Source organism: Pseudomonas sp. B7(2017) (assembly GCF_002112745.1).
GTDB classification, from domain to species: Bacteria; Pseudomonadota; Gammaproteobacteria; order Pseudomonadales; family Pseudomonadaceae; genus Aquipseudomonas; species Aquipseudomonas ekonensis.
Genome location: NZ_NEIP01000016.1, coordinates 102230 through 126288, shown reverse-complemented (window position 1 = coordinate 126288; position 24059 = coordinate 102230). Strand labels below are relative to the sequence as shown.

At 64.3% G+C, this 24059-nt stretch carries 13 protein-coding genes; 9 read left to right on the top strand and 4 right to left on the bottom strand.

Going from position 1 to position 24059, the window contains the following annotated elements:
- Positions 1-366 precede the first annotated feature (366 nt).
- From CAG29_RS23430 to CAG29_RS23410, 5 genes are all read left to right on the top strand, one after another.
- Positions 367-3021, top strand: coding sequence for a TonB-dependent receptor (locus CAG29_RS23430; RefSeq protein WP_085695215.1), 2655 nt, complete (start codon positions 367-369; stop codon positions 3019-3021).
- A gap of 244 nt (positions 3022-3265) precedes the next feature.
- Positions 3266-5116, top strand: coding sequence for an extracellular solute-binding protein (locus tag CAG29_RS23425; protein ID WP_085586190.1), 1851 nt, complete (start codon positions 3266-3268; stop codon positions 5114-5116).
- Entirely contained in the window at positions 5103-6167 is a 1065-nt protein-coding gene (locus CAG29_RS23420) for a microcin C ABC transporter permease YejB (RefSeq protein ID WP_085586188.1), read from the top strand. The genes CAG29_RS23425 and CAG29_RS23420 overlap by 14 nt, the downstream gene beginning before the upstream one ends.
- Positions 6167-7189 (top strand): ABC transporter permease, encoded by a 1023-nt coding sequence (locus CAG29_RS23415; protein ID WP_085633110.1) that lies wholly within the window; start codon positions 6167-6169, stop codon positions 7187-7189. Before CAG29_RS23420 ends, CAG29_RS23415 begins: the two co-directional genes overlap by 1 nt.
- A 14-nt stretch (positions 7190-7203) precedes the next feature.
- Complete coding sequence (locus CAG29_RS23410; protein ID WP_085633112.1) at positions 7204-8775, top strand: ABC transporter ATP-binding protein; 1572 nt, start codon at positions 7204-7206, stop codon at positions 8773-8775.
- A 78-nt stretch (positions 8776-8853) separates the two neighbouring features.
- On the opposite strand, the gene CAG29_RS23405 is transcribed toward CAG29_RS23410, so the two are convergent.
- Positions 8854-9171: an SCP2 sterol-binding domain-containing protein gene (locus tag CAG29_RS23405; protein WP_045198572.1), complete on the bottom strand. Its 318-nt coding sequence runs from the start codon at positions 9169-9171 to the stop codon at positions 8854-8856.
- A 57-nt stretch (positions 9172-9228) separates the two neighbouring features.
- Positions 9229-9939 carry a histidine phosphatase family protein gene (locus tag CAG29_RS23400; protein WP_085586182.1) on the bottom strand — a complete coding sequence of 237 codons (711 nt, stop codon included), beginning with the start codon at positions 9937-9939 and terminating at the stop codon, positions 9229-9231.
- Positions 9940-10148: 209 nt separating this feature from the next.
- Here CAG29_RS23400 and sohB point away from each other — a divergent pair, with 209 nt between their 5' ends.
- The 3 genes from sohB to CAG29_RS23385 all read left to right on the top strand — a co-directional run bounded on the left by sohB (position 10149) and on the right by CAG29_RS23385 (position 20269).
- A complete protein-coding gene (gene sohB, locus CAG29_RS23395) occupies positions 10149-11171 on the top strand; it encodes a protease SohB (RefSeq protein WP_085695214.1) in 1023 nt (340 codons plus the stop codon).
- Between the two features lie 198 nt (positions 11172-11369).
- Positions 11370-16226 (top strand): dermonecrotic toxin domain-containing protein, encoded by a 4857-nt coding sequence (locus tag CAG29_RS23390; RefSeq protein WP_085695213.1) that lies wholly within the window; start codon positions 11370-11372, stop codon positions 16224-16226.
- 182 nt (positions 16227-16408) lie between these two features.
- Positions 16409-20269: a dermonecrotic toxin domain-containing protein gene (locus CAG29_RS23385; RefSeq protein ID WP_085695212.1), complete on the top strand. Its 3861-nt coding sequence runs from the start codon at positions 16409-16411 to the stop codon at positions 20267-20269.
- Between the two features lie 55 nt (positions 20270-20324).
- On the opposite strand, the gene CAG29_RS23380 is transcribed toward CAG29_RS23385, so the two are convergent.
- Together CAG29_RS23380 and CAG29_RS23375 are read right to left on the bottom strand one after the other, a co-directional pair.
- On the bottom strand, positions 20325-20819 hold the full coding sequence (locus CAG29_RS23380; protein ID WP_085586176.1) for a DUF934 domain-containing protein: 495 nt from the start codon (positions 20817-20819) through the stop codon (positions 20325-20327).
- Complete coding sequence (locus CAG29_RS23375) at positions 20803-22461, bottom strand: nitrite/sulfite reductase (RefSeq protein ID WP_085633122.1); 1659 nt, start codon at positions 22459-22461, stop codon at positions 20803-20805. Before CAG29_RS23375 ends, CAG29_RS23380 begins: the two co-directional genes overlap by 17 nt.
- A 524-nt stretch (positions 22462-22985) precedes the next feature.
- On the opposite strand from CAG29_RS23375, the gene CAG29_RS23370 reads away from it, so the two are divergent.
- Positions 22986-24059: an ABC transporter substrate-binding protein gene (locus CAG29_RS23370; RefSeq protein WP_085695211.1), complete on the top strand. Its 1074-nt coding sequence runs from the start codon at positions 22986-22988 to the stop codon at positions 24057-24059.

The window sequence follows — 24059 nt, the reverse complement described above, 5'->3', positions numbered from 1 at the left end:
TTCAGGTGTTTAAAGGATCCAGGTACACCACAAAAACCTGTGGGAGCCCAGGTGTTTACAGGATCTAGGTACACCACAAAACCTGTGGGAGCTGGCTTGCCAGCGATGACGGTGGATCAGGCAATAAAGATGTCGGCAGTGCTGGCCTCATCGCTTACAGGCAAGCTCCTACAGGTTTTTGTGGTGTACCTGGATTTTGCGGGCACCGGGGATCCCCTGTGGGAGCCAGCCTGCTGGCAATGGCGGTGGATCAGGCGCCATCGAAACCGGCATAACCTCATCACCCATCGGTCTAACCCGTCCCCTATAAAACCCCGCCGCCCATCACACATCCCTGCATAAACCAAAACGCAGGGATGGCTGTTCATGATCCAGTTTTCACCCGTCAAATCCCCTTTGAGCCTGGCCTTGCTGCTGGCGATCCACACGTTGCCGGCGGTGGCCGCCGACAGCGCGGAATCCGCACCGACACCGGTACTGCAACGGGTCGAAGTCACCGGCACGGCGATCCGCCGGGTCGATGCCGAAACCGCCGTGCCGGTCACGGTCCTGCGGGCCGAAACGTTGCGCGAGCAGGGCGTCACCACCACCGAGGAGCTGGTCAACCGCATCTCCGCCAACCAATCCTCGGTCGGCTCCGGACGTTCGGTGGGCTCCAGCAGCGGCGGGGCGTCCTATGCGGACTTGCGCGGCATCGGCCCGAACAAGACGCTGGTGCTGCTCAACGGCCGGCGCCTGAGCAACAACGCCACCAGTTCGATCAACGGTTCCGGCGTCGACCTCAACACGATTCCGTTCGCCGCCATCGACCGGGTGGAAGTGCTGCGCGACGGCGCGTCGGCGCTGTACGGCACCGACGCCATCGGCGGGGTGATCAACTTCATCACCAAGAGCAGCCTCACCGAAGGCCAGATCAGCACCAGCTACGACACCCCCACCCACGCCGGCGGCGGAGAGAGCCGCAACGTCAGCGGCAGTTGGGGCTTCGGCGACCTGCAGGAAGACCGCTTCAACGTCTTCGGCGTGGTCAGCCACGACAAGCAGGAGCGCCTGGCCGCCAAGGACCGTAGCTACACCTACAACTACCAACCTGGCCGGGGACTCGATTACACCTCCGGCACCGCCTCGCCGGCCAACTGGAGCCAGGGCAGCAACGCCACCAACCCGTTGGCCGGTTCCGGCTGCAACGCGCCGGGGCTGCTGGCGCGCAACGGCATCTGCCGCCAAAGCCTGTGGAGCTACCTGGACCTGGTGCCGGAGACCGAAAAGACCTCGGCCTTCGCCAAGGCCACCGGTAAGCTGGCGGACGAGCACAACGTCAGCCTCGAATACTTCTGGGCGCGCAACGAGAACCGCACGCAGATCGGCCCCGGCACGCTGATGGGCAACCAGGTCAACCCCGGCACCGCGTTCTATCCGGGCAACGGCATCACGCCGGGGCCCACAGGCTTCGCCCTCGACCCGACCCAGGCGGTGGACGTCAACTGGCGCGAGACCGCCGTCGGTGCCCGCCGGCACGAGGACGACAACACCGGCCAGCGCCTGCTCCTGAGCTTCGACGGCAGCGTGGCCGGCTGGGACTACAACCTCGGCGCCTCGTACAACCAGAACAAGGTGGTCAACACCATCCGCAGCGGTTATGTGAACGACCGCGCCGTGAGCCAGGGCATCGCCGACGGCGTGATCAACCCGTTCGGCCCGCAGACCGCCGCCGGTGCCGCGTTGCTGGCGGCCAACGCGGTGGACGGCGACTACGGCACCGCCGTGGGACGGGTGAAGGCCATCGACGGGCGGGTCAGCCGCGAGATCGGCGACTGGTTCGGCGCAGGCCCCTCGGCGTTGGCCCTGGGCGGCGAGTACCGCAAGGAAGATTTCCACCAGGACTTCGCCCCGTTCGCCGGCGACGTGCAGAGCCTGGGCGTCGACCCGAACGGCAGCGTGGCGGGCGACCGCAGCGTTTCGGCGCAGTACGCCGAGGTCAACGTGCCGGTGCTCGACAGCCTGGAACTGTCCGCCGCCGTGCGGCACGACAAGTACAGCGACTTCGGCAGCACCACCAACCCCAAGTATTCGTTCCGTTTCCAGCCGTTCAAGCAACTGGTGGTGCGCGGCGCCTACAGCGAAGGGTTCCGCGCGCCGTCGCTGTATGAGCTGTACAACCCGACCTTCACCTCGTTCACCAACGCCAATTACAACGACCCGCGCCTGTGCGCCGGCGGCACGCCGAGCAACGGCGGGATCGCCAACCGCGACTGCGCCCAGCAGTTCTTCCGCAGCTCCGGCGGCAACACCGAGCTGAACCCGGAAACCGCGCGCAACGTCACCCTGGGCTTCGTCTACCAGCCGCTCGACCGCCTGACCACGGGGCTGGACTTCTGGTGGATCGACATCGCCAACCAGATCGCCGAATTCCCGGAATCGGCCGTGTTCGAGAACCCGGAACTGTACCCGGACCGTTTGATCCGCAAGCCCGACGGCTCCATCGACCACGTCGTCACGGGCCTGGCCAACCTCGGCAAGATCAAGACCAACGGCGTCGACGTCAGCTTCGACTACCGCCTGCCGAGCACCCCGTTCGGCGAGTTCGGCATCGGGCTGCAAGGCACCTACGTCAGCCGCTACGACTACCAGCAGCAGCTCAAGGGCGACTACATCGACAAGCTCGGCGACTTTCGCGGCGGCGATTTCGCCTCGGCCGGCGCCGTGGCTCGCTGGCGCCACAGCCTGACCGGCACGTGGAGCTACGGCCCGTTCGGCGCCAGCCTGACCAACCGCTACACCAGCGGCTACCACGACTCGGACCGCGAGGCCCACGACTACGTCGGTTCGTACAACGTGTGGGACCTGGCCGGCACCTACACCTGGCGCAAGACCCTGGGCGTGACTCTGGGGGTGAAGAACCTGTTCGACCGCGAGCCGCCGTTCAGCAACCAGACCTACACGTTCCAGAGCGGGTACGACCCCAAGTACGGCGACCCGTTCGGGCGCACGCTGTACACGCGGCTCAGCTACAGGTTTTGAGAATGACAGGAGAGGGCGGGTTTTAGTGACGATTCGATCTAAGGCCTGCCCTATAAAAAATGCCTGCCTGTTGCACATCACAGGCAGGTGGGATTTGCGGTGGCTGTTCGGGCCCCATCGCGGGCAAGCCCGCTCCCACAGTGTTTTGTGATGACCAAAGATTCAGTCGTCACCCGATACCTGTGGAAGCGGGCTTGCCCGCGATGGGGCCGGGACAGCCGACCCGCCGACAAGGATCTGCCCCATGCTTTCCAGACACCGCCTCCTGGCGTTCGGCCTGCTGCTGAGTCCCGTGACCTGGGCCGCCCCGCAGCACGCCCTCACGGTCTACGGCGAACCGCCCAAGTACGCACCGGACTTCCAGCACCTGGCCTACGCCAACCCCGACGCGCCCAAGGGCGGCTCGTTGCGCCGCTCTTCGCTGGAGAGCGGTCCGTTCGACCACCTCGTGCCCTATGTCGACAAGGGCACCGGCGTCGCCGACATCGACGGCTGGCTGTACGCGCCGCTGGCCTACCGCAGCAAGGACGAACCCTACAGCGTCTACGGCCTGGTGGCGCAGCGCATGGAGCTGGACGCCGACCGCCGCTGGCTGCGCTTCTACCTCAACCCCAAGGCCCGTTTCGACGACGGCAGCCCGATCACCGCCGAGGACGTGCGCTACACCTACGAGCTGTTCACCACCCAGGGCAGCCTCAAGTACCGCCAGCAGTTCCGTGACGTCGCCGAGGTCGTGGTCGAGTCCCCGACCCAGGTGCGGTTCGTGTTCCGCAACAACGAAAGCCGCACCTTGCCGCTGGATCTGGCGACGTTGCCGGTGCTGCCGGAGCACTGGTGGCGCACCCGCGACTTCGCCGACGGCGGCGGTTTCGAGATTCCGCCGGGCAGCGGCCCGTACCGGGTCAGCGCGGTGGATGCCGGGCGCAGCGTGACGTTCGAGCGGGTCAAGGATTGGTGGGGCCAGGACTTGCCGATCACCCGCGGGCTCTACAATTTCGACCGGCTGAGCGTGGAGTTCTTCGCCGACACCGACGTGTCGCGCCAGGTGCTCAAGGCCGGCGGCTTCGACTACAACCGCGAGTTCTCGGCCACCAGCTACACCATCGGCTATGCCGGCGCTGCGCTGGATCAGGGCAGGCTGTTGCGCGAACACTTGGCGCCGGGCGCCGCCCAAGGCACCCAGGGTTTTGTGTTCAACCTGCAGAAGCCGGTGTTCCAGGATCGCCGCGTGCGCCAGGCCATCGCCATGCTCTGGGACTTCGAATGGAGCAACCGGCAGATGATGCGCAGCCTCTACCTGCGCCAGCGCAGTTTCTTTTCCCACAGCGCGTTGTCGGCCACGGAGCTGCCGGACGCCGAAGAGCTGAGGCTCCTCGAACCCTGGCGCGGCAAGATCCCCGACGAGGTCTTCACCCAGGTGTTCCAAGCCCCGCGCACCGACGGCAGCGGCAACGTCCGCGCCCAGCAGCTGCAGGCCCTGAAACTGCTGGAGGCCGCCGGTTGGACACCCCGCGGCGACCAACTGGTGAACGCCGCCGGCGAACCGCTGCGCTTCACCTTCCTCAACGGCCAGAAGGGCTTCGAGCGGCTGCTGCTGCCGTTCAAGCGCAACCTGGCGCAGATCGGCATCGGCTTCGACATCCGCCAGGTGGACACCGCGCAATACACCAACCGCGTGCGCAGCCGCGACTACGACATGATCGTCGCCGGCTACCCGGTGAGCCAGGCGCCGGGCCGGGAGATGTTCAACTACTTCGGCTCCGACGGCGCCGACGACCCCGGCTCCAACAACTACATGGTGCTGCGCGACCCGGCGGTGGATGCGCTGCTCGAAGGCGTGGTGCAGGCCGACAGCCGCGCCAGCCTGCTGCGTCACGCCCATGCGCTGGACCGGGTGCTGCAGTGGGGCTACTACTGGATCCCCAACTATTACCCGCCGGGGATCTCCACGGTGTGGTGGAACCGTTTCGGCCGCCCGGCGGTGGCGCCGCTGTACGACGCCGGCCTCGACACCTGGTGGGAAATCAGCCCGACCGCGCTGACCGCCGCGCAAATGCAGCAACAGCAAAAGGAGTACGCCCATGTGGGGTTATAGCCTGCGGCGCCTGCTGCTGATCGTGCCGACCTTGCTGGCGATCCTGCTGGTCAACTTCGTCATCGTGCAGGCCGCGCCCGGCGGCCCGGTGGAGCAGGCCATCGCCCGCTTGCAGGGGATCGGCGCAGGCAACGCGGTGGGTGGCGGCCATGTGGAGACCGTCGGCGGCGAATCCCGCGCCACCCGTGGGCTCGACCCGAAACTGGTGGCGGACATCGAGCGCCAGTACGGTTTCGACAAGCCCGCCGGCGAACGCCTGTGGCTGATGCTCAAAAGCTACGCGCAGCTGGATTTCGGCAAGAGTTTCTTCCGTGGCGCGACGGTGACGGAGCTGATCCGGCAGAAGTTGCCGGTGACCCTTTCCCTCGGCCTGTGGGCGACGCTGATCACCTACCTGGTCTCGATCCCGCTGGGCATCCGTAAGGCCGTGCACAACGGTTCGGCGTTCGATGCCTGGAGCAGCGTGGCGATCATCGTCGGCTATGCGATGCCGGGGTTCCTGTTTGCCCTGCTGCTGATCGTGGTGTTCGCCGGCGGCACGGCGCTGGACTGGTTCCCGGTGCGCGGGCTGGTCTCGGACAACTTCGCCGGGTTGACGCCGTGGGGCAAGGTCGCCGACTACTTCTGGCATCTGGTGCTGCCGGTGACGGCCCTGGTGATCGGTGGCTTCGCCACGCTGACGATCCTGACCAAGAACAGCTTCCTCAACGAAATCTCACGGCTGTACGTGGTCACCGCACGCGCCAAGGGCCTGAGCGAGCGCCAAGTGCTGTACGGCCATGTGTTTCGCAATGCGATGCTGCTGGTGGTGGCGGGGCTGCCCCAGGCGCTGGTGACGGTGTTCTTCGGCGGTTCGCTGCTGATCGAGGTGATCTTCTCCCTCGACGGGCTCGGGCGCCTGAGCTACGAAGCGGCGGTGTCCAGGGACTATCCGGTGGTGTTCGGTTCGCTGTTCATCTTCACCCTGTTCGGCCTGCTGATAAAACTGGCGGGCGACCTGTGCTACACGCTGGTCGACCCACGCATCGACTTCAACGCGAGGGCCGCCTGATGCTGACGCTATCTCCCATCGGACAGCGCCGCTGGGCGCGGTTCAAGGCCCACCGGCGCGGCTGGTGGTCGCTGTGGCTGTTTCTGGCGCTGTTCGGCCTGAGCCTGGGCGGCGAGCTGATCGCCAACGACAAGCCGCTGGCGGTGTCGTTTCAGGGGCGCTGGTTTTTCCCCGCGTTCGAGCGCTACACCGAACAGGACTTCGGCGGCGAGCTGCCGTTCCAACCCGACTACCGCAGCGCCCAGGTGCGCAGCCTGATCGAGGGGCAGGGCGGGCGCCTGTGGTTTGCGCCGATCCCGTTCGGTTTCGACACGGTCAACTACGACCTCACCGAACCTGCGCCGAGCCCGCCGACCACGGACAACTGGCTGGGCACCGACGACCAGGCGCGGGACGTGCTGGCCCGGGTGATCTTCGGCACGCGGGTTTCGCTGCTGTTCGCGTTGGCGCTGACGGCGGCCAGCGCGCTGATCGGCATCGCCGCCGGCGCCCTGCAGGGCTACTACGGCGGCTGGACCGACCTGTTCGGGCAGCGGCTGCTGGAGGTCTGGTCGGGGCTGCCGGTGCTGTACCTGCTGATCATCCTGTCCGGGTTCGTCGAGCCGAACTTCTGGTGGCTGCTGGGGATCATGGCGCTGTTCTCCTGGCTCAGCCTGGTGGACGTGGTGCGCGCCGAGTTCCTGCGCAGCCGGGGGCTGGAATACGTGAAGGCGGCGCGGGCGCTGGGCGTGGGCGACGGCCAGGTGATGCTGCGGCACATCCTGCCCAACGCCATGAGCGCGACCCTGACCTACCTGCCGTTCATCCTCACCGGGGCCGTCGCCACCTTGTCGGCGCTGGATTTCCTCGGTTTCGGCATGCCGGCCGGCAGCGCGTCGCTGGGCGAGCTGATCGGGCAAGGCAAAAACAACCTGCAGGCGCCCTGGCTGGGGCTGACGGCGTTCTTCGCGTTGGCCCTGATCCTGTCGCTGCTGGTGTTCATCGGCGAGGCCTGCCGCGATGCGTTCGACCCGCGATCATGAATCAAGGAACTGACATGGGTGACAACCTGATTGAAATGCGCGGCCTGCGGGTGGCGTTCAACGGCCAGGAGGTGGTGCACGGCATCGACCTCGACATCCGTCCGGGGGAGTGCCTGGCGCTGGTGGGCGAGTCGGGTTCCGGCAAGTCGGTGACCGCCCACAGCATCCTGCAATTGCTGGATCCGGCGGCCACACAGGTGCGCGGCAGCATCCGCTATCAAGGCGAGGAACTGCTCGGCGTTCATGAGCGCTATCTGCGCCAGTTGCGCGGCAACCGCATCGCCATGATCTTCCAGGAGCCGATGAGCTCGCTCAATCCGCTGCACACCGTCGAGCGGCAACTGGGCGAGAGCCTGGCGCTGCACAAGGGGCTGGCGGGGGCGGCGGCGCGGCGGCGGATCGTGGAGTTGCTGGAACTGGTGGGCATCCAGCACCCGCGTGAACGCTTGAAGGCCTATCCGCACCAACTGTCCGGCGGGCAGCGGCAACGGGTGATGATCGCCATGGCGCTGGCCTGCGAGCCGCAGTTGCTGATCGCCGACGAGCCGACCACCGCCCTGGATGTCACCGTGCAGCGCAAGATCCTCCTGCTGCTCAAGGCGCTGCAAAAGCGGTTGGGCATGGCGCTGCTGATCATCAGCCACGACCTGAACCTGGTGCGCAACCTGGCCCAGCGGGTGGCGGTGATGCGCAGCGGCGTGATCGTCGAGCAGGCTCTCTGCGAGCAGTTGTTCCGGACGCCGCAGCATCCCTACAGCGTCGAACTGCTCAACGCCGAACCCGGCGGCGCGGCGCTGTGCCGGGACTCGACGGAGGACCTGCTGCAGGTACGGGGCCTGAACGTGCGTTTCAGGCTCGGCGGCGGGTGGCTGCGGCCCACGTCGTACCTGCACGCGGTCAACGGCATCGATCTGCGCCTGCAACGGGGCAAGACCCTGGGCATCGTCGGCGAATCCGGCTCGGGCAAATCCACCCTGGGCCAGGCGATCCTGCGCCTGATCGACGCCGAGGGCACCATCCGTTTCGAGGGCGAGGCCTTGGAGGCCTTGAGCGGCAAACGGCTGCGGCCCTTGCGCAAGCGCCTGCAAGTGGTGTTTCAGGATCCGTTCGGCAGCCTCAGCCCGCGCCTGTGCGTGGCGCAGATCATCGCCGAGGGCCTGTCGGTGCACACCGCCATGAACGCGCGCGAGCGCGAGCGGGCGGTGATCGAGGTGCTGCGGGAAGTCGGTCTGGACCCGGCCGTGCGTCATCGCTATCCCCACGAGTTCTCCGGCGGGCAGCGCCAGCGCATCGCGATCGCCAGGGCGCTGGTGCTCAAGCCGGACCTGATCCTGCTGGACGAACCGACCTCGGCGCTGGACCGCACGGTGCAGAAGCAGATCGTCACGCTGCTGCGGCGCTTGCAGGAGGAACATGGGCTGACCTACCTGTTCATCAGCCACGACCTGGCGGTGGTGCGGGCGCTGGCCCATGACCTGATCGTGATGAAGGACGGCAAGGTGGTGGAGCGGGGGGAGACCGCCGAGCTGTTTCGCTCGGCGCGGCATGCGTATACGCAGGAATTGCTGGCGGCGTCGTTTGCCTGAGCCCGAAAGCACGAATCCCGCCACAGGGGCGGGATTCGAGGGTCGTCCGACAGGTTCCGCGCTTGCGGAACCACGGTCTTACGCCGGGAACAGCTCGGACAGTTTCATCGACAGCATCATGTCGCCTTCAACGCGCAGCTTGCCGCCCATGAAGGCCTGCATGCCGTCGGTCTCGCCGGAAACGATGCCTTTGAGGGTGTCGCTGTCCAGCACCAGGGTGCAGTTGGCGTCGGCGTTTTCGCCTTCCTGGATTTCGCAGGTGCCATCCTTGACGATCAGCGCGTAGTGCTTGTCTTCGTCAGTGATGTTGAAACCGAAGACCAGATCCAGACCGGCGGCAGCGGCTGGGTTGAACTTGGCTTTCATTGCTTCGACAGCTTTTGCTACATCGCTCATGGTGTGTTCCTTGATCAAGTGATTTCAGTGACCGCGCAGGTCACGACGAACCGGCGCTCATCGGAAGGTGATGAGATCCGGAGCCTTCAACAGTTGCAGGTGCGCATGGTTGTTGAAGGAAGCCAACGCCACCTCTCGACCGCGGAACTTCAGCTGGTTGAGCGAGGTGTTGACGATTTGCCAGTTCAACTCAAAGGCCTGTTTCGCAGGCATTTGCGTAATGAGGTGGAGCAGGGCGGTGATGGTGCCGCCGGAGGTGAACACGGCGATCTTCTGCGTGCTGTCCGCCTGTTCGAGGATCCGCTGCAGGCCGGCCTGTACCCGGTCGACGAACGCCAGCCAGCTTTCCAGGCCCGGGGTGTCGTAGGTGCCGGTCAGCCAGCGTTCGATGATCAGCGCGAAGATGCGCTGGAACTCGCCGCGGTTCTGCGCGGCGTTGCGCAGGATGTCCAACGCCTCGGGCTCCTCCGGCAGCATGGCCGGGAGCAGGGCGCGGATCACCGCGTCGGCGTCGAATTCGTTGAAGGCGGGGTCGATTTCCAGCGTCGGCACCGGCAGGCCGACGGCGGCGAACTGTTCCAGCGCGCTGTTGGCCGTGTGCTGCTGGCGGCGCAGGTCGCCGGACAGGCAGCGGTCGAAACTGACGCCCAGCCCGGCGAGGTGCCGGCCGAGGATTTCTGCCTGGCGCACACCGGTCGGCGACAGGACGTCGTAGTCGTCTGCGCCGAAGGAGGCCTGGCCATGTCGAATCAGATAGATGCTGCCCACGTCCGCTGTCATCCCGGCACGTTGAAGGTTGTGGCGAGGTTATGAGGATGATCGGGTGCTGTCAATGAAAAAACATACGCTTGTTTGAAATGCCCGTTACAGCCCTGTTGCCAGAGGTTTCACCGCTGGCTGTCAGGGCGGTGCATGGGTATGCTGAAGCCATCCCGCGCGCGTCCGTTTGAAGCCGCGCCTTGTTTTAAGGAGCCTCCGTGGAGTTTTTCACCGAATACGCCAGCTTCCTGGCCAAGACCGTGACCCTGGTGGTCGCCATTCTGGTGGTGCTGACCAGTTTCGCCGCATTGCGCAGCAAGGGGCGGCGCAAGTCGGCCGGCCAGCTGCAGGTCAGCAAGCTCAATGATTTCTATAAAGGGCTGCGCGAGCGCCTGGAGCAGACCCTGCTCGACAAGGATCAGCTCAAGGCCCTGCGCAAGGGCCAGGCCAAGGCCGAGAAGAAGCGGAAGAAGCAGCACGAGACCAAGCCCCGGGTGTTCGTGCTGGACTTCGACGGTGACATCAAGGCGTCGGCCACCGAGAGCCTGCGTCACGAAATCACCGCGTTGCTGACCCTGGCCACGCCGAAGGACGAAGTGGTGCTGCGCCTTGAGAGCGGCGGCGGCATGGTGCACAGCTACGGGCTGGCGTCGTCGCAGCTGGCGCGCATCCGCGAGGCCGGCATTCCGCTGACGGTGTGCATCGACAAGGTCGCCGCCAGCGGCGGCTACATGATGGCGTGCATTGGCCAGAAGGTGATCAGCGCGCCGTTCGCGATCCTCGGCTCCATCGGTGTGGTCGCGCAGTTGCCGAACGTCAACCGCCTGCTGAAGAAGCACGATATCGACTTCGAGGTGCTGACCGCCGGCGAGTACAAGCGCACGCTGACGGTGTTCGGCGAAAACACCGAGAAAGGCCGGGAGAAGTTCCAGCAGGATCTCGACATCACCCATCAACTGTTCAAGAACTTCGTGGCCCGCTATCGTCCGCAACTGGCCATCGACGAGGTGGCCACCGGCGAGATCTGGCTGGGCGTCGCCGCGCTGGACAAGCAACTGGTGGACGAACTCAAGACCAGCGACGAGTACCTGGCCGAGCGGGCCAGGCAATCGGAGCTGTATCACCTGCACTACGCCGAACGCAAAAGCCTGCAGGAACGCATCGGCATGGCGGCCAGCGGTTCGGTGGACCGTGTGCTGCTGAACTGGTGGAGCCGCTTGACCCAGCAACGGTTCTGGTGAGTCCCGTCAGGCGCCTTGTCCGCATCGTCGCAGACAGGGCGCCAGACACATTCAAGTGTTGAATGTGCGGTGCTTATCTATTTCAAACTTCCATATTGTTGTTGCCTGACTCGGTTCAATGATCAGGTATTCCCGCTTTTTCCATGAATGTCTAAACCTTAAGCTGTTTGTTCAAAATGGCATGAAAGGTTGTTTTACATGGAAGTTGAAAAGACCCACTCCCCTCCGCAGATGACCCCAGCTCAGCAAGGCGTATTCTTCGACCTGCTGAAGAATCAAATACCGGCCTGGGTGCTGGAATCATCGCAAGAGTCCAGGGCGGCGCTGTATGGAAGTCTGAAATCCGGTTTCCGTTCCCGATTCGCGGTGCTTGAAGAGTTGCGTGCCTTCAAAAGTCCGGAAAGTTTTTGTGCGCCGCTGCTCGCCAAGGCGTTGTCGGCAAAGCTGGTCGAGCCTGTACAGGTTGAAGGCGTCATTTTTCAACATGTTCGCTCCACCTCAAGCCTGCTCGGACTGAGAAGGAAACTGGTGCTGCCAATCGACCGCGATCTGTTGGGGGCCGCTTGCGAAAACTTCGAACTCAGCGAAACTCGCGCAGAAAACTATCATGAAAGTTCATTGATCTATATTCCGGAACGGGTCAGCGGACACCCCCACAGGATTCTCCCGATCCGGCCCCATGAGTTTGCGCAACTTTGCCGTGTGCTGGATCTGGGCAAAAGCTATCAGGCCCATGTGTCTGAGTTCTTTGGAAACAAGACGCAACTTGGCAGGCTGCGAAAGAAGGCGGTCGCTTGCCTGAAAGACCGGTTTGAGGTTGAACGGCATCTCGCGTATATGCAAAGGCATATAGGAAAGGATGTCTATGAGATGTTGAGGTCCGTCGTCGAGCGCAAGCCGTCGATCATCTTGGGCAAGAACACCTTGGGCTATCAACAGCTGAAGATGCTCGACACGACACTCAATGGCCCGATGTTCATCGGGCCCGTCAGCGAACATGAAGATGATGACTACCGGTGTGTTGTGTACGTGCCCGGAGATCCATTGCACCCCTTGAAGGAATATGCCTCGTTCTCCCACTTCGAGGGAGAGCTGAGCCGTCGCTTGAAGTCACCTGCATTCCGCCAGTTCTTCATGCGCTTCATCAAACTGGAGGATCGGGCCGAGTTTCTTGGAAGCCTGGATCAGAGCCTTTCAGTCAAGGTTTCCCTCTGGAGCAACAATTACGTGCAGGTCGATGGACTTGACCTGGACGCCGAAAGCAACAACGACCTGTTTCTGGCGATCTATCGACAGCATGCCGAGAAAGTGCTGGCCGATGCCCGCTTGCTCGTTGTCCCGACCGACGACGAGGATGAGAAAAGCCGGCTGGCGAGGCTCGAAACCTACAAGGCCATTGGCATCAATGCGTTGCTGTTCATGGGGGCATTCGTTCCGATAGTGGGCGAGGTCCTGTTCGCCGTCGCCGGCATCCAGCTGCTGGCGACGGTCTACGAAGGGGTTTCCCATTGGGCCGCCGGGGAACAGGAACTGGCGGCGGACTGCCTGTTCGATACCATCGAGAACCTGATCTTGATGGCGGCACTGGGTACGGCCGCCAAGGGGGGAAGCAGCCTCTTCAAAGTCGTGCGCCAGAGCGATTTCGTCTTGAGCTTGCGCAAGGTGCCGATTTCGTCCAAGGGTATGCGCTTGTGGAAGCCCGACCTTACGCCTTATCGCGCAAGGCAAAGTCTTCCCCAAGGACTTGAGGTGAGCGAGCAGGGGCTTGTCACGTTTGGCCAGGACCGATACTTGAATATCGGCGCGGATCACTTTGCGGTCCAGCCCAAGAAAGACACGAATGTCTGGGAAGTGCGCCCGCAACAGTCCGAACGCTATCTGCCGGTACTCGAAACCAACGGAGCCGGTGCGTGGCGGCACGACTCCGAGCTGTTCCAGGACTGGAGTCCGCTGACGTTGTTCCGGCGCCTCGGTTACCGCGCAGAACGTGTGCCGGATGCCCAGGCCTCGCAGATTCTGGGTGTCGTCGGCGTGGGAGAGCCTCAACTGCGCCGATTGTTTGCCGAACGCCGCAAGCCGATGGCGACATTGGAGGACACGGTCAGACGATTTACCGCCGACAGTGCCGTCAATCGGTTCATCGAGCAGATGGGCAAGCTGACATCCGCCCCTGCGGCGGATGCTGACCTGCAACTGTTCCTGCTGACCGCTTCCGCGAAATGGCCAAGAGACACGGCCGTGAGCGTTGTCGACGCCCTTGGCAACGAACTCAAGCGCTACGGCCCGGCAACGGCGGAACAAGAGCTGAGGCTCGGCCAAGAGCTATTGCGTAAGGGAACGTTTTACCCATCGCTGTTGGCAGGCCTCAAGGCCCCGCAACGACATCGGCTGCTGGGCATCACATCCCAAGACTCGGCCAGCCACACTGCAGCGCTCGTGGAAATGCTAGCCAACGACGCCGAACGCTTGCGGCTGAATGTGTTTGAGCGGTTGTATGAGCGCACCGACATCAGCAGTGAACCGTTGGCGGCTGCGGTGAAGCAAGCGTTCCCCGAATTGCCGGGGGCGGTCGCCGATGAGTTGGTTCTCAATGCCGACGCCAGTGAGTGGCAACAGCTCGAAGCCGGCAAGCTGCCATTGCGCATCGACGAGGAGGCGCGGCGATACACCCAGGTGGTGAACTTGAATCGCGCGTATGAGGGGCTCTACCTGGATGCTCCGCGTGACTTGAGCACTGACCTGATAGTGCTCGACACCTTGGCCAGGCTGCCGGGTTGGCCGGAGGATGTGTTCTTCGAAATCACGGAGCAGAACGCGGCCTCCAGTGACAGGGCCCAGACGGGCCCGGCCGAAGCCCGGCACAAAGTGTCGTTCAAGGCGCTTGAGGCGCGTTACCGGGCGGTCGATGCCAATGGGCAATTGCTGGCAGAGTCCGCCTCGAACACCCGCGCGCATTATTTCCAGACGTTGTGGCAGAGCCTGCCTGCCCACGCAAGAAAGGCGCTGGGTGTCGAGAGAGACGAGTCGGGCGCGCAGTTGCGCCGGAAAATCACCACGTCGGCCCTGCAACAGCGTGACGATATCGCCCGTTTGGTGGCTGGTCAGTCGTGGCGGGCAGGTTATCGTTCGCCAATGGGATTGGCCGACCCTCGCGGTGAACCTGTGGTGGAGTTCAAGCAATCGACTCCCGCCTCCGCGATCGCCGAAGTGGCAGCGCTGCGACAGCGGGCCCGTGAACTGTACCCCTTGCACTCACTTGCGCGGATCGAAAGTTTTCTGATGACGCTGGGCGACGACGAGGTGCTGGCGACGCGATCCCTCGAAGCGCTCAGGCAGCAATACCTGAAGATGCGCAATACCCTGGAGCAGTGGATAAACAGCCAAACCCATTACCAGAAAGCGGATGACGCCCGGCACACGGTTCCCCGGCGCAGCAAAGCCCTGGCTGCGCAGGCGATCCTGCGGGCATGGCGCAAAGAGCCGGGAACCGTCGGGCAGCTCCCTGAAATATTCGACAGACTGACGTTCGATGCGCAGCCGCTGGGATCGCTGCCGACGATCATCGCAGACTTCAGGCACATCGGCGCACTGGAAATGAACAACGTCGGAGAGAGCGCGGGGCTGAATGCGTTTCTGAAAAACTTCCCGAACCTGCACACGCTGAGCCTGACCGGAAACGGCCTGACCCGGCTGCCCCTGGCGATCCATGACATGCCGCGCCTGACCCACCTGGACCTGAGTGACAACCAGATCGTCCTGACGGCAGAGGCAGCGGCCGCATTGGGTGCCAAAGAACATCTGCAATCGTTGAACCTGAGTTTCAACCCCGGCCTCAGGCGGCTGCCGTCCTTTGCTTCGATGCGCAACCTGCAGCATTTGGCCTTGCGCGGCAGCGGAATCGACGAATGGCCGACGGGCCTTGAAGAGCATCCGATGCTTCGGACCCTTGACCTGCGCGACAACCAGATCAAGGTGCTGGCGGACGCGATCTTCAAGGCGCGGACGGAGCTGAACCAAGGCACCAACATCGACGGCAATCCGTTGTCGGCCAAGGCGCTGGAGGATATTGCCCGATATCAGCAGTCCACCGGCGTCAATCTCGGCGTGATCACCGTCGACTATACCCATCCGCCCGTCGACCTGTTGCCCGACAGTGGTCCCGGCGCCCATTGGGAGAGCGGGCTGGCGCAGGAGGACATTGCGCAGATGCAGGCCGCATGGACCTCGTTGTCGGCTTATCCACGTTCCCGTGACTTCTTCCTGGTGCTCGATCAGATGCGCGATTCGGCCGATGACGTGCGTGAGCATTCGAACCTGGCCGCTCGCGTCTGGAACCTGCTGCGGGCGGCCGCGGAAGATGACAGCTTGCGCAGCGAACTGTTTCGCATGGCACGGATCGGACGGGTCAGCGCCGATGAGGCCGGCAGTGTGTTCAATGATCTGGAGATCAGGGTGCTGGGCTATCGCGCCATGAGGGCGGCACGCACGGGCGAGCGATCGCTGGAGGGCGAACTGGTGCGGTTGCTGCGAGGGCTGTTTCGCCTGCAGGAACTGAAGAGGCAGGCTCAGATCGAGATCGGCCATCGCCTGCGCGACAACACCCTCAGCCGCCGGCAGGCGTCGGAACTGAGCCTGATCTATCGGGTCAGGCTGGCGCGCCGCCTGGAACTGTTGGCCCAGCCAAGTGCGATCGACACCGCGTTCGACGTCGACGTGACCGAGCAGCAACTGGACAAGGCTTACGCAGAAGTGGTCAAGGCGGAAAACTCACCCGCGTTGCTTGATCTGATCGATACCCAGCCTTTCTGGACGGAGTATCTGCATTCGACCCATCAAGAGCTGTTCTTCGGCGTGGAGGAACGCGCCGCCCAAGCGTTTGCCGAGCTGGAGACGCAAAACGATCTGTCGCGTGAGGCCGCGACGCAGAGGACGATGGCGATCGTGGACAATTTCCGCAATGAAAACCGGAGCCTGTACCAACGACTGACGCAAGAGGCGCTGGCTCGGCATCCGGGCCTGGCGCTGCCCGAACCGGCGACGGCCGGGCTCCGATGAACGCTCTTGCCCTCGTCGGCGCCTGAACGAACCGTGGTCCTGCCACGGTTTTTCTTTGCCCGGCGCTTGCGGGCGACAAGGAGAAAAATCCATTCGGTGCCGCTGACCGTTCCTACTTTCAAATCACATGCGTCGGGTTACGTTGCGCTATCTCCAGCACCGCAAAGGATTGCATTGCGACCATGACCGACAACAACGACGAATCCCTTTCCCTGAACCCTCCCGGCCCGGACATGCGCTCGGCGCTGAACGCCACGGTGGCGTCGGCGCTGCCCTTGACGCCGGAAGCCTTCGGCATCGCCCGGATCCGCGCCCGGTGGGGCGCCGACATCGACCCGCAGACCGCCCGGATGGTCACGCTCGACTACGACCGTGACTGGGATCAGGGCAAAAACGGCGTGCATCACGGCAAGGTGCGGCGTTCGCACACGCTCATCCGGGCCTTGCTGGACAATGACCAGACCGTGGCGGACGGCGCGTTCGGCGAAAACCTGTTCGGCCTGTATACCCCGCCGGACATCGGTCCGACCGTCGTGATCCAGGACGAAAGCGCAGCGGACGCGACGAATGAGCCGGGTTGGCTGCGCGACTACGAAGGCATCTACCGCCAGACCACGCCTCAGGTCTACGGCCCTGCCACGCAATTGCCCATCCGTGCGGCGGACTTCAAGCGGTGGGTCTGGACCCTGGAGCTGCGCCCGCTGTACCAGGACTACCTGGACAGTGTCTGGCCGTCGGACAGGATCCTGTTGGCCGATGCTCCCTATCCCTTGAGAACCACCGTGAAAGCGGCCTTCATCATGAGTGCCTTTCTCCAGCGCAGCGAGCGCAGCCTGAGCCGTGAAGGGTTGGCGCTGGCGTTGCGTTGCGCCGGTCTGGCGCCGGATCTGCGCTGGAAAGATCTGACCTTCGCGCAATTGCAGGCAGCCACCCGGCCGGCGGAAGGGATCGAAACCGGGCGTCTGGCCATCTACCGCTATACGTCAAAGGACATCTGGTACTTCCATGACCGTGCCAGCCACCGGGTGCTTCTGCACATTCCCGGCAACTCGTCGCCGCTGCACGAATTCACGGACACCGGCCGGTTGCGCCAATGGCTCGCGGCTCAAGGCCGGACCGAAGGAGGACGGCGGGCATTGGGGACGCATTTTGCCGAGGACGACATCGAGGACGGGCTGTTCCACGCCGGTGTCCTGACCGCGCTGGACGGCATCGGGCTGTATCCGAAGGTGCACTGGCTGGGCCGGACGGCCGGATTCTTCAACAATGACGGTTACTGGAACCCCGACGACTACGTCGTGCTGGAGCCGTTCAAGGGACGCTGCGATCCGTTCGCCCAATGGGTGCTGACGATGAAACAGGACGCGCTGGCCAGTGCCGACGGCATCCGCGACGACGCCCAGGTCAATCGCGATGAACTCAGCGCCGTGGTCGAGCCGGTCGTGCAATGGATCAACCGTCTGGCGCCGTTGGCGTTGTTCGTGCCCGGGGGCGAGGGCGTGCTGGCGCTGGCGGGGCTGATCGATGCGGGCTATGGCCTCGATGCCGCCGTCAACGGCAGCTCCGCGCCGGCCCAGTCCGAAGGGCTGACGCGCACGGTGTTCGGCCTGCTGAACGCGTTGCCGGTGGCCGGGGAGCTCGCGGCGGTGAAGAGTGAAGCGCGGGCCTTGCGGGCGTCGGAGGAGGGGGCTGCTGTCCTGCTGCCGGCCGGCAAGGTCTCCGGCGATGCATGGGTGCCTGCCGCCGCGCGCCTGGCTGCGCTGCGCGGACTGGGCGAGCCTGTCGCCGCCTTCACCGATGAGGTGCTGATGCAGATCGGCCGGGTGATCGACTGGAGCGATGAGGAGCGGCCGCTGACCGGCGACGGTTCGACACCGTTTCCTTTGCTGGCGGACGCCATCGACCGGTTCAGGCTTGAGCAGAGCATTGATCCGACGCTGGATCCCGCCGTGCGCACAGAGCAGTTCAACAGGCGCTACCGGGCGCTCCAGCGCTCGGAGCGCGCGTGGGTGCGGTTGTGTCAGGAACAGTACCCGGGATTGCCCAAGGCGGCCATCGAACAGCTACTCGCACGCCTGGACATCGATGCCGCACGTCCTTTCGATCCGAATGAAGCCCGGCGTGCGCTCCGGGCGCTGGACGGCAAGGCCCGTCAGTACCAGGCCCATGCCCGCCTGGATCAGGCCTATGCGGGGCTGTACCTGCGCGCCGTGAACCATCCCGACACGGACAGGCTTGCGCTGCACACCCTGAGGCATCTGCCGGGCTGGCCATCGGGTGTGGCCGTGCAGGTACTGGACAGCTCGATCAGCGGTCGTGTGCTGGAGCGTGCCGGGGTGCCGGGCGGCCATGACATCCGCCGGTTGATCAAGGCAGGCAGCCGTTACCGCGCCAGTGATGGGGCACCGGATGAAGCCGGCGATCTGTACCGGGCCTTGTCTGCCGTGCTGACGGAACAGGAGCGTTCCTCGCTGGGCCTGGCCTCGGCGGATCCTGCCGGTGCCTTGCGCCTGAAGCTGGGCGAGCATGCGTTGCCCCGCGACGAACTGCAGCGGGGCCTGCAGCGAACGGACGCGGGCCTGGCGTTCGAGTCCTGGGGGCGGCTGGCGGGGGGCGGCTTTCCCACAACCCTTGAAGGGCGGAGCTTGACGGTCGAGGTGGATCGCCTGCAGGTCCAGGAACTCTATCCCGAGTTCGACGCTGCCCAGGCGGATGCCTGGCTGCTTCAGGCCGGCCCGCAGGCGCAGTCGACGCTGGCGGCGTTGCGCCTGGAGCTGGATCAGCTGAACCTCGACCTGAATGACTGGATCGGCCTGTCGGCGACCGACGTCGATGAAATGGACATCGACTTTCTGGCGCCGGGCGACGCCGAGGCGGCGCACATGCCTCCGGCGCAACTGGCCGAGCACAACCAGAACCTGCTGGAGGAAGCCATTGCCCAGGAACGCGTCATGCGCACCGAACTGGCCCAGGAGTTGATCGCCATCTGGCAGAAGCGGCCTCCCAGGGTCAATCGTGTGACGGCCGGTGAGCAGAGGGAGGTGTACCGTCTCGATCTGGATTTCGAGGACTATTTGCGCCTGCCGACCACCCCGGTCCGTTTCGGGGAAGTGTTCGAGCTGTCGATGCGAGGCTTGCATGTGATCGAGCAGGAAAGCCTGGACGGTTTCCTCGAGAGCTTCCCGAATCTGCGCACCTTGAACCTGGAAAGCGTGGACATCCGTCGCTTCAACGGCAACAACGTGCTGGAGGGGGCATTGCCGCCATCGATCCTGAGGATGCGCCATCTGACCCGGCTGAACCTGCGCTCGACCTTCCTGGAGCTCAAGGAGTCCACGGCCTCGCAGTTCCGGGAACTGACGCACCTGCAAGAGCTCGACCTGAGCGACAACCCGCTCACGGAGGCGCCGGTGGTGCTGGGGATGGGCGAACTGCGCGTCCTGAACCTGAGGAATGCCGCCATCACCCGATGTCCCGTCGGGATCCCGGAGCAGCCTCGCTTGGCCCTGCTGAACCTGGCCGAAAACCGGATCGAACGGGTGCCTGCGGCGGTGTTCAGCCAGGCCGTCTCGCGTCAGCGGGTCATGCTCTGGGGCAATCCGCTGTCCGACGAAGAGACGCTGGAAAGGGTCGTCGAACACCGCAGGCGCACCGGCATCAACCTGTGGCTCGATCCCTCCCGGGAGGAAAGCGGCGCAGAACCCTGGCTTGGGGAAGGCAATGAGGTGCTGAACCGGGCACGCCGGTCGATATGGGCGAGCGTGGCCGCGAAACCGTCCGGCCCGGATCTGCTGCGGATGGTGAGCGGTTTGAGCCTGACGGCGGACTTCCGGGTGGCCTATCGGGATCTTCAGGTGCGCGTATGGTTGCTCCTGGTGCAGGCCGATGCCAGCGATGAGCTGTGGGGATTGTTGAGCGGTTGGCTGGCGAGTGCGTTCGGCGATGCCGAGAACCCGTTCGTGGCGTTCGAGGCGTTGGAGGGCCGGGTGAAGTTCTACAGGGACTGGGTGGCGTCGGGGCGGCCTGTGCCGATGATCGGCTGAGCCGGTGGTGCGTCGTTGTCCTGCCCGCTTCGGTCAAAGCGGGCAGGACGGACGTTCAGCGGCGACGGAACAGCGGCAGCGGTTCGTCGGTGGCGGCCTGGTAGGTCACCGAGAAGTCCTTGAGGCTTTCCAGGGCTTCGTAGGGATCCTTGTCGGCGCGCAGCGCGTAGGCGTCGAAACCGCAGCGGCGCATGTAGAACAGCTGGTCGCGCAGCACGTCGCCGATCGCCCGCAGTTCGCCCTTGAAGCCGTAGCGGTCACGCAGCAGGCGGGCGTTGGAGTAGTTGCGCCCGTCCGTGAAGGCCGGGAAGTTCAGGGCGATGACCTGGAACTGGTCCACGTCGTCGCCGATCTCCTCGGCTTCTTCGTCCGCGTCCAGCCAGACGCCCAGGCCGCCGTCGCGGGCCTTGAGCGCATGGGCGTGGTCACGCCACAGGGCCAGCGGCACGATCAGGTCGTCGCAGTTGGAGATGCCGTCGAGGGTCGAGTCCTTGGGCAGCAGGTGCCAGGTTTCGTCGATGACCTCGTTGTTCTTAATGATTCGCTGCATAGACGCGTTCCTTGAAGAGGTCGATGCCGATACGCTGGTAGGTGTCGATGAAACGCTCGTCTTCGGTGCGCTGTTCCACGTACACGTCGATCAGCTTGGAGATCACGTCGGGCATGTCTTCCTGGGCGAAGGACGGGCCGAGGATCTTGCCCAGGCTGGCGTCGCGGCTGGCGCTGCCGCCGAGGGACACCTGATAGAACTCTTCGCCTTTCTTGTCCACCCCGAGGATGCCGATGTGGCCGACGTGGTGGTGGCCGCAGGCGTTCATGCAACCGGAGATGTTCAGGTCCAGCTCGCCGATGTCGAACAGGTAGTCCAGGTCGTCGAAACGGCGCTGGATCGATTCGGCGATCGGGATCGACTTGGCGTTGGCCAGGGAGCAGAAGTCGCCGCCCGGGCAGCAGATGATGTCGGTCAGCAGACCGATGTTCGGCGTGGCGAATCCTTGCTCGCGCAGCTCGCCCCACAGGGTGAACAGCTGGCTCTGCTCGACGTCGGCCAGGATGATGTTCTGCTCGTGGGAGGTGCGCAGCTGGCCGTAGCTGTAGCGCTCGGCCAGGTCGGCGACGGCGTCGAGCTGCTTGTCGGTGATGTCGCCCGGCGCGACGCCGGTCGGTTTCAGCGACAGGGTGACGGCCACATAGCCCGGCTTCTTGTGGGCCAGGGTGTTGCGGGTGCGCCAGCGGGCGAAGCCCGGGTGCTCCTTGTCGAGCGCGGCCAGTTCGGCGGCCTGGTCGTCCAGGGCCTTGTAGTCCGGGTCGACGAAGTGTTTGGCGACGCGATGCACTTCGGCTTCGGTCAGGGTGGTCTGACCGCCGCGCAGGTGCTGCATCTCGGCGTCGACCTTCTCGGCGAAGACCTCAGGGGTCAGCGCCTTGACGAGGATCTTGATCCGCGCCTTGTATTTGTTGTCGCGACGGCCGTAGCGGTTGTAGACCCGCAGGATGGCGTCGAGGTAGCTCAGCAGGTCCTGCCACGGCAGGAACTCGTTGATGAACGCCCCGACCACCGGGGTACGGCCCAGGCCGCCGCCCACCAGCACGCGGAAGCCCAGCTCGCCGGCGGCGTTGTGCACCGGCTCAAGGCCGATGTCGTGGACTTCGATGGCGGCGCGGTCGGAGGTCGAACCGTTGACGGCGATCTTGAACTTGCGCGGCAGGTAGGCGAATTCCGGGTGGAACGTGGTCCACTGGCGGACGATCTCGCACCACGGGCGCGGGTCGATCAGTTCGTCGAAGGCGACGCCGGCGAACTGGTCGGTGGTGACGTTGCGCAGGCAGTTGCCGCTGGTCTGGATCGCGTGCATCTGCACGGTGGCCAGTTCGGCGAGGATGTCCGGGATGTCTTCCACCGCCGGCCAGTTGAACTGCACGTTCTGCCGGGTGCTGATGTGGGCGTAGCCCTTGTCGTAGTCGCGGGCGATCTTGGCCATCATGCGCACCTGACGCGAGGTCAGCTGGCCGTAAGGCACCGCCACCCGCAGCATCGGGGCGAAACGCTGGATGTACAGGCCGTTCTGCAGGCGCAGCGGCCGGAATTCCTCTTCGCTCAGCTCACCTGCCAGATAGCGTCGGGTCTGATCACGGAACTGCTTGACGCGGTCCTCGATGATCCGCTGATCGTATTCGTCGTATACGTACATATAAGTCCTGTTCTCAGGCTTGGGCCACTCGGAAAACGCTGCTTTTGTTTGCTTGCTTGAGACCGAGGGATGCTCTGCAATTCTGCGCGCACGGCCGCGCACTCCCAACGGAGCCGGGGCAATATACCCGTTTGCGTTTATGCGCAAAAGTGATGTTTGAGTATATGTAAAGAACCAAATCGCCTAACAGGGGCGGGTATCCGCTAACCCACATTTGTCGTGCGGACAATCATCGTCTTAACTGTGGTCGAGTCTTCTGCAATCACCGACAAAACCGACAAGAGGCGATGCAATGAGCAACCCAACCAAAGCAAGGAAGAGCGACAGCACCGTTGATGCCTGGGCCATTCTGTTCCTGATCATTCTGGTCGTGGGCACGGCGGTGTTCTGGGTCAGTCATCAATAAGCGACCCGTCCGGGCCCGCTACCGACGGTTGTCGGACAAATTGCAGGATCAAGCGCCAGTGGCCGGTTGATCGAAGGCTATAATGCGCCGCCGTTTTTCCTATGGGCCCGGATGTGTCATGTTGAAGATTCTCCACCTCAGCCTGCTGCTGTTCGGCGCGGTTTTCGGATCCTGCGCGCGGGCGGAATCGGTGCTGTTCCTCAATCCGGGCTCGGAGCAGGAAGCGTTCTGGGTCAGCTATTCGCAATTCATGCAGGCCGCCGCCCGGGATCTGGGCATCGACCTTGAGATCGTCTATTCCCAACGCCTTCCCGAACAGACCCTGGCCCAGGCACGGCTGGCGCTGCAGGGCACCCGCCGTCCGGATTACCTGATGTTCGCCAACGAGCAGTACGTGGCGCCGCAGATCTTGCGCATGGCGTACAACAGCGGCGTGAAGCTGTTCATGGTCAACGCTGCCTTGACCCCCAATCAGCAAAGCCTGGTGGGCGAGCGCGCCGACCGGATCGGCAGCCTGGTGCCCAACGACGAGGAGGGCGGCTACCTGATGATGAACGAGCTGATCCGCCTGCATCCGGCGGTGGCGCCCGGTGAGGAGATCGAGTTGCTGGCGTTCTCCGGGCTCAAGATCACGCCGTCGGCGCAACTGCGTGAAAGCGGCATGCAGCGGGCGCTGGCCGAGCATCCCCAGGTACGGCTGCGCCAACTGGTCTACAGCGGCTGGACACGCCAGCGCGCCTACGAGCAGGCCAAGCAGTTGCAGGCGCGCTACCCGAAGGTGTCGCTGGTGTGGTCGGCCAATGACGAAATGGCGTTCGGCGCGATGCAGGCCTTCGCCGAAGCGGGCAAGGTGCCGGGCAAAGACGTGCTGTTCAGTGCGGTCAATACTTCGCCTGCGGCCTTGCAGGCGTTGCTCGACGGTCGTCTGAGCGCGTTGCTCGGCGGGCATTTCACCTTGGGCGGCTGGGCGCTGGTGGAATTGCACGACCATGCGCAGGGCGTGAACCTGGACCGGTACGGCGGACGCGACCGGCAGATCCCGCTGATGCAGTTGATCGACAAGGCCCAGGCCCGGCAGATGCTGGCCATGGGCAATTCGCCGGACTACGGCGTGCCGTTCCGCAAGCTGTCGGCCAAGGGGCGGCCGGCGTCCTACCGTTACCCCTTCAGCCTGCAGACATTGATGCACTGA

Excerpts from the sequence above, each read along its gene's own strand:
- CAG29_RS23430 (WP_085695215.1), top strand. The coding sequence starts at position 367 with ATGATCCAGTTTTCACCCGTCAAATCCCCTTTGAGCCTGGCCTTGCTG.
- CAG29_RS23425 (WP_085586190.1), top strand. The coding sequence starts at position 3,266 with ATGCTTTCCAGACACCGCCTCCTGGCGTTCGGCCTGCTGCTGAGTCCC.
- CAG29_RS23420 (WP_085586188.1), top strand. The coding sequence starts at position 5,103 with ATGTGGGGTTATAGCCTGCGGCGCCTGCTGCTGATCGTGCCGACCTTG.
- CAG29_RS23415 (WP_085633110.1), top strand. The coding sequence starts at position 6,167 with ATGCTGACGCTATCTCCCATCGGACAGCGCCGCTGGGCGCGGTTCAAG.
- CAG29_RS23410 (WP_085633112.1), top strand. The coding sequence starts at position 7,204 with ATGGGTGACAACCTGATTGAAATGCGCGGCCTGCGGGTGGCGTTCAAC.
- CAG29_RS23405 (WP_045198572.1), bottom strand. The coding sequence starts at position 9,171 with ATGAGCGATGTAGCAAAAGCTGTCGAAGCAATGAAAGCCAAGTTCAAC.
- CAG29_RS23390 (WP_085695213.1), top strand. The coding sequence starts at position 11,370 with ATGGAAGTTGAAAAGACCCACTCCCCTCCGCAGATGACCCCAGCTCAG.
- CAG29_RS23385 (WP_085695212.1), top strand. The coding sequence starts at position 16,409 with ATGACCGACAACAACGACGAATCCCTTTCCCTGAACCCTCCCGGCCCG.
- CAG29_RS23380 (WP_085586176.1), bottom strand. The coding sequence starts at position 20,819 with ATGCAGCGAATCATTAAGAACAACGAGGTCATCGACGAAACCTGGCAC.
- CAG29_RS23375 (WP_085633122.1), bottom strand. The coding sequence starts at position 22,461 with ATGTACGTATACGACGAATACGATCAGCGGATCATCGAGGACCGCGTC.
- CAG29_RS23370 (WP_085695211.1), top strand. The coding sequence starts at position 22,986 with ATGTTGAAGATTCTCCACCTCAGCCTGCTGCTGTTCGGCGCGGTTTTC.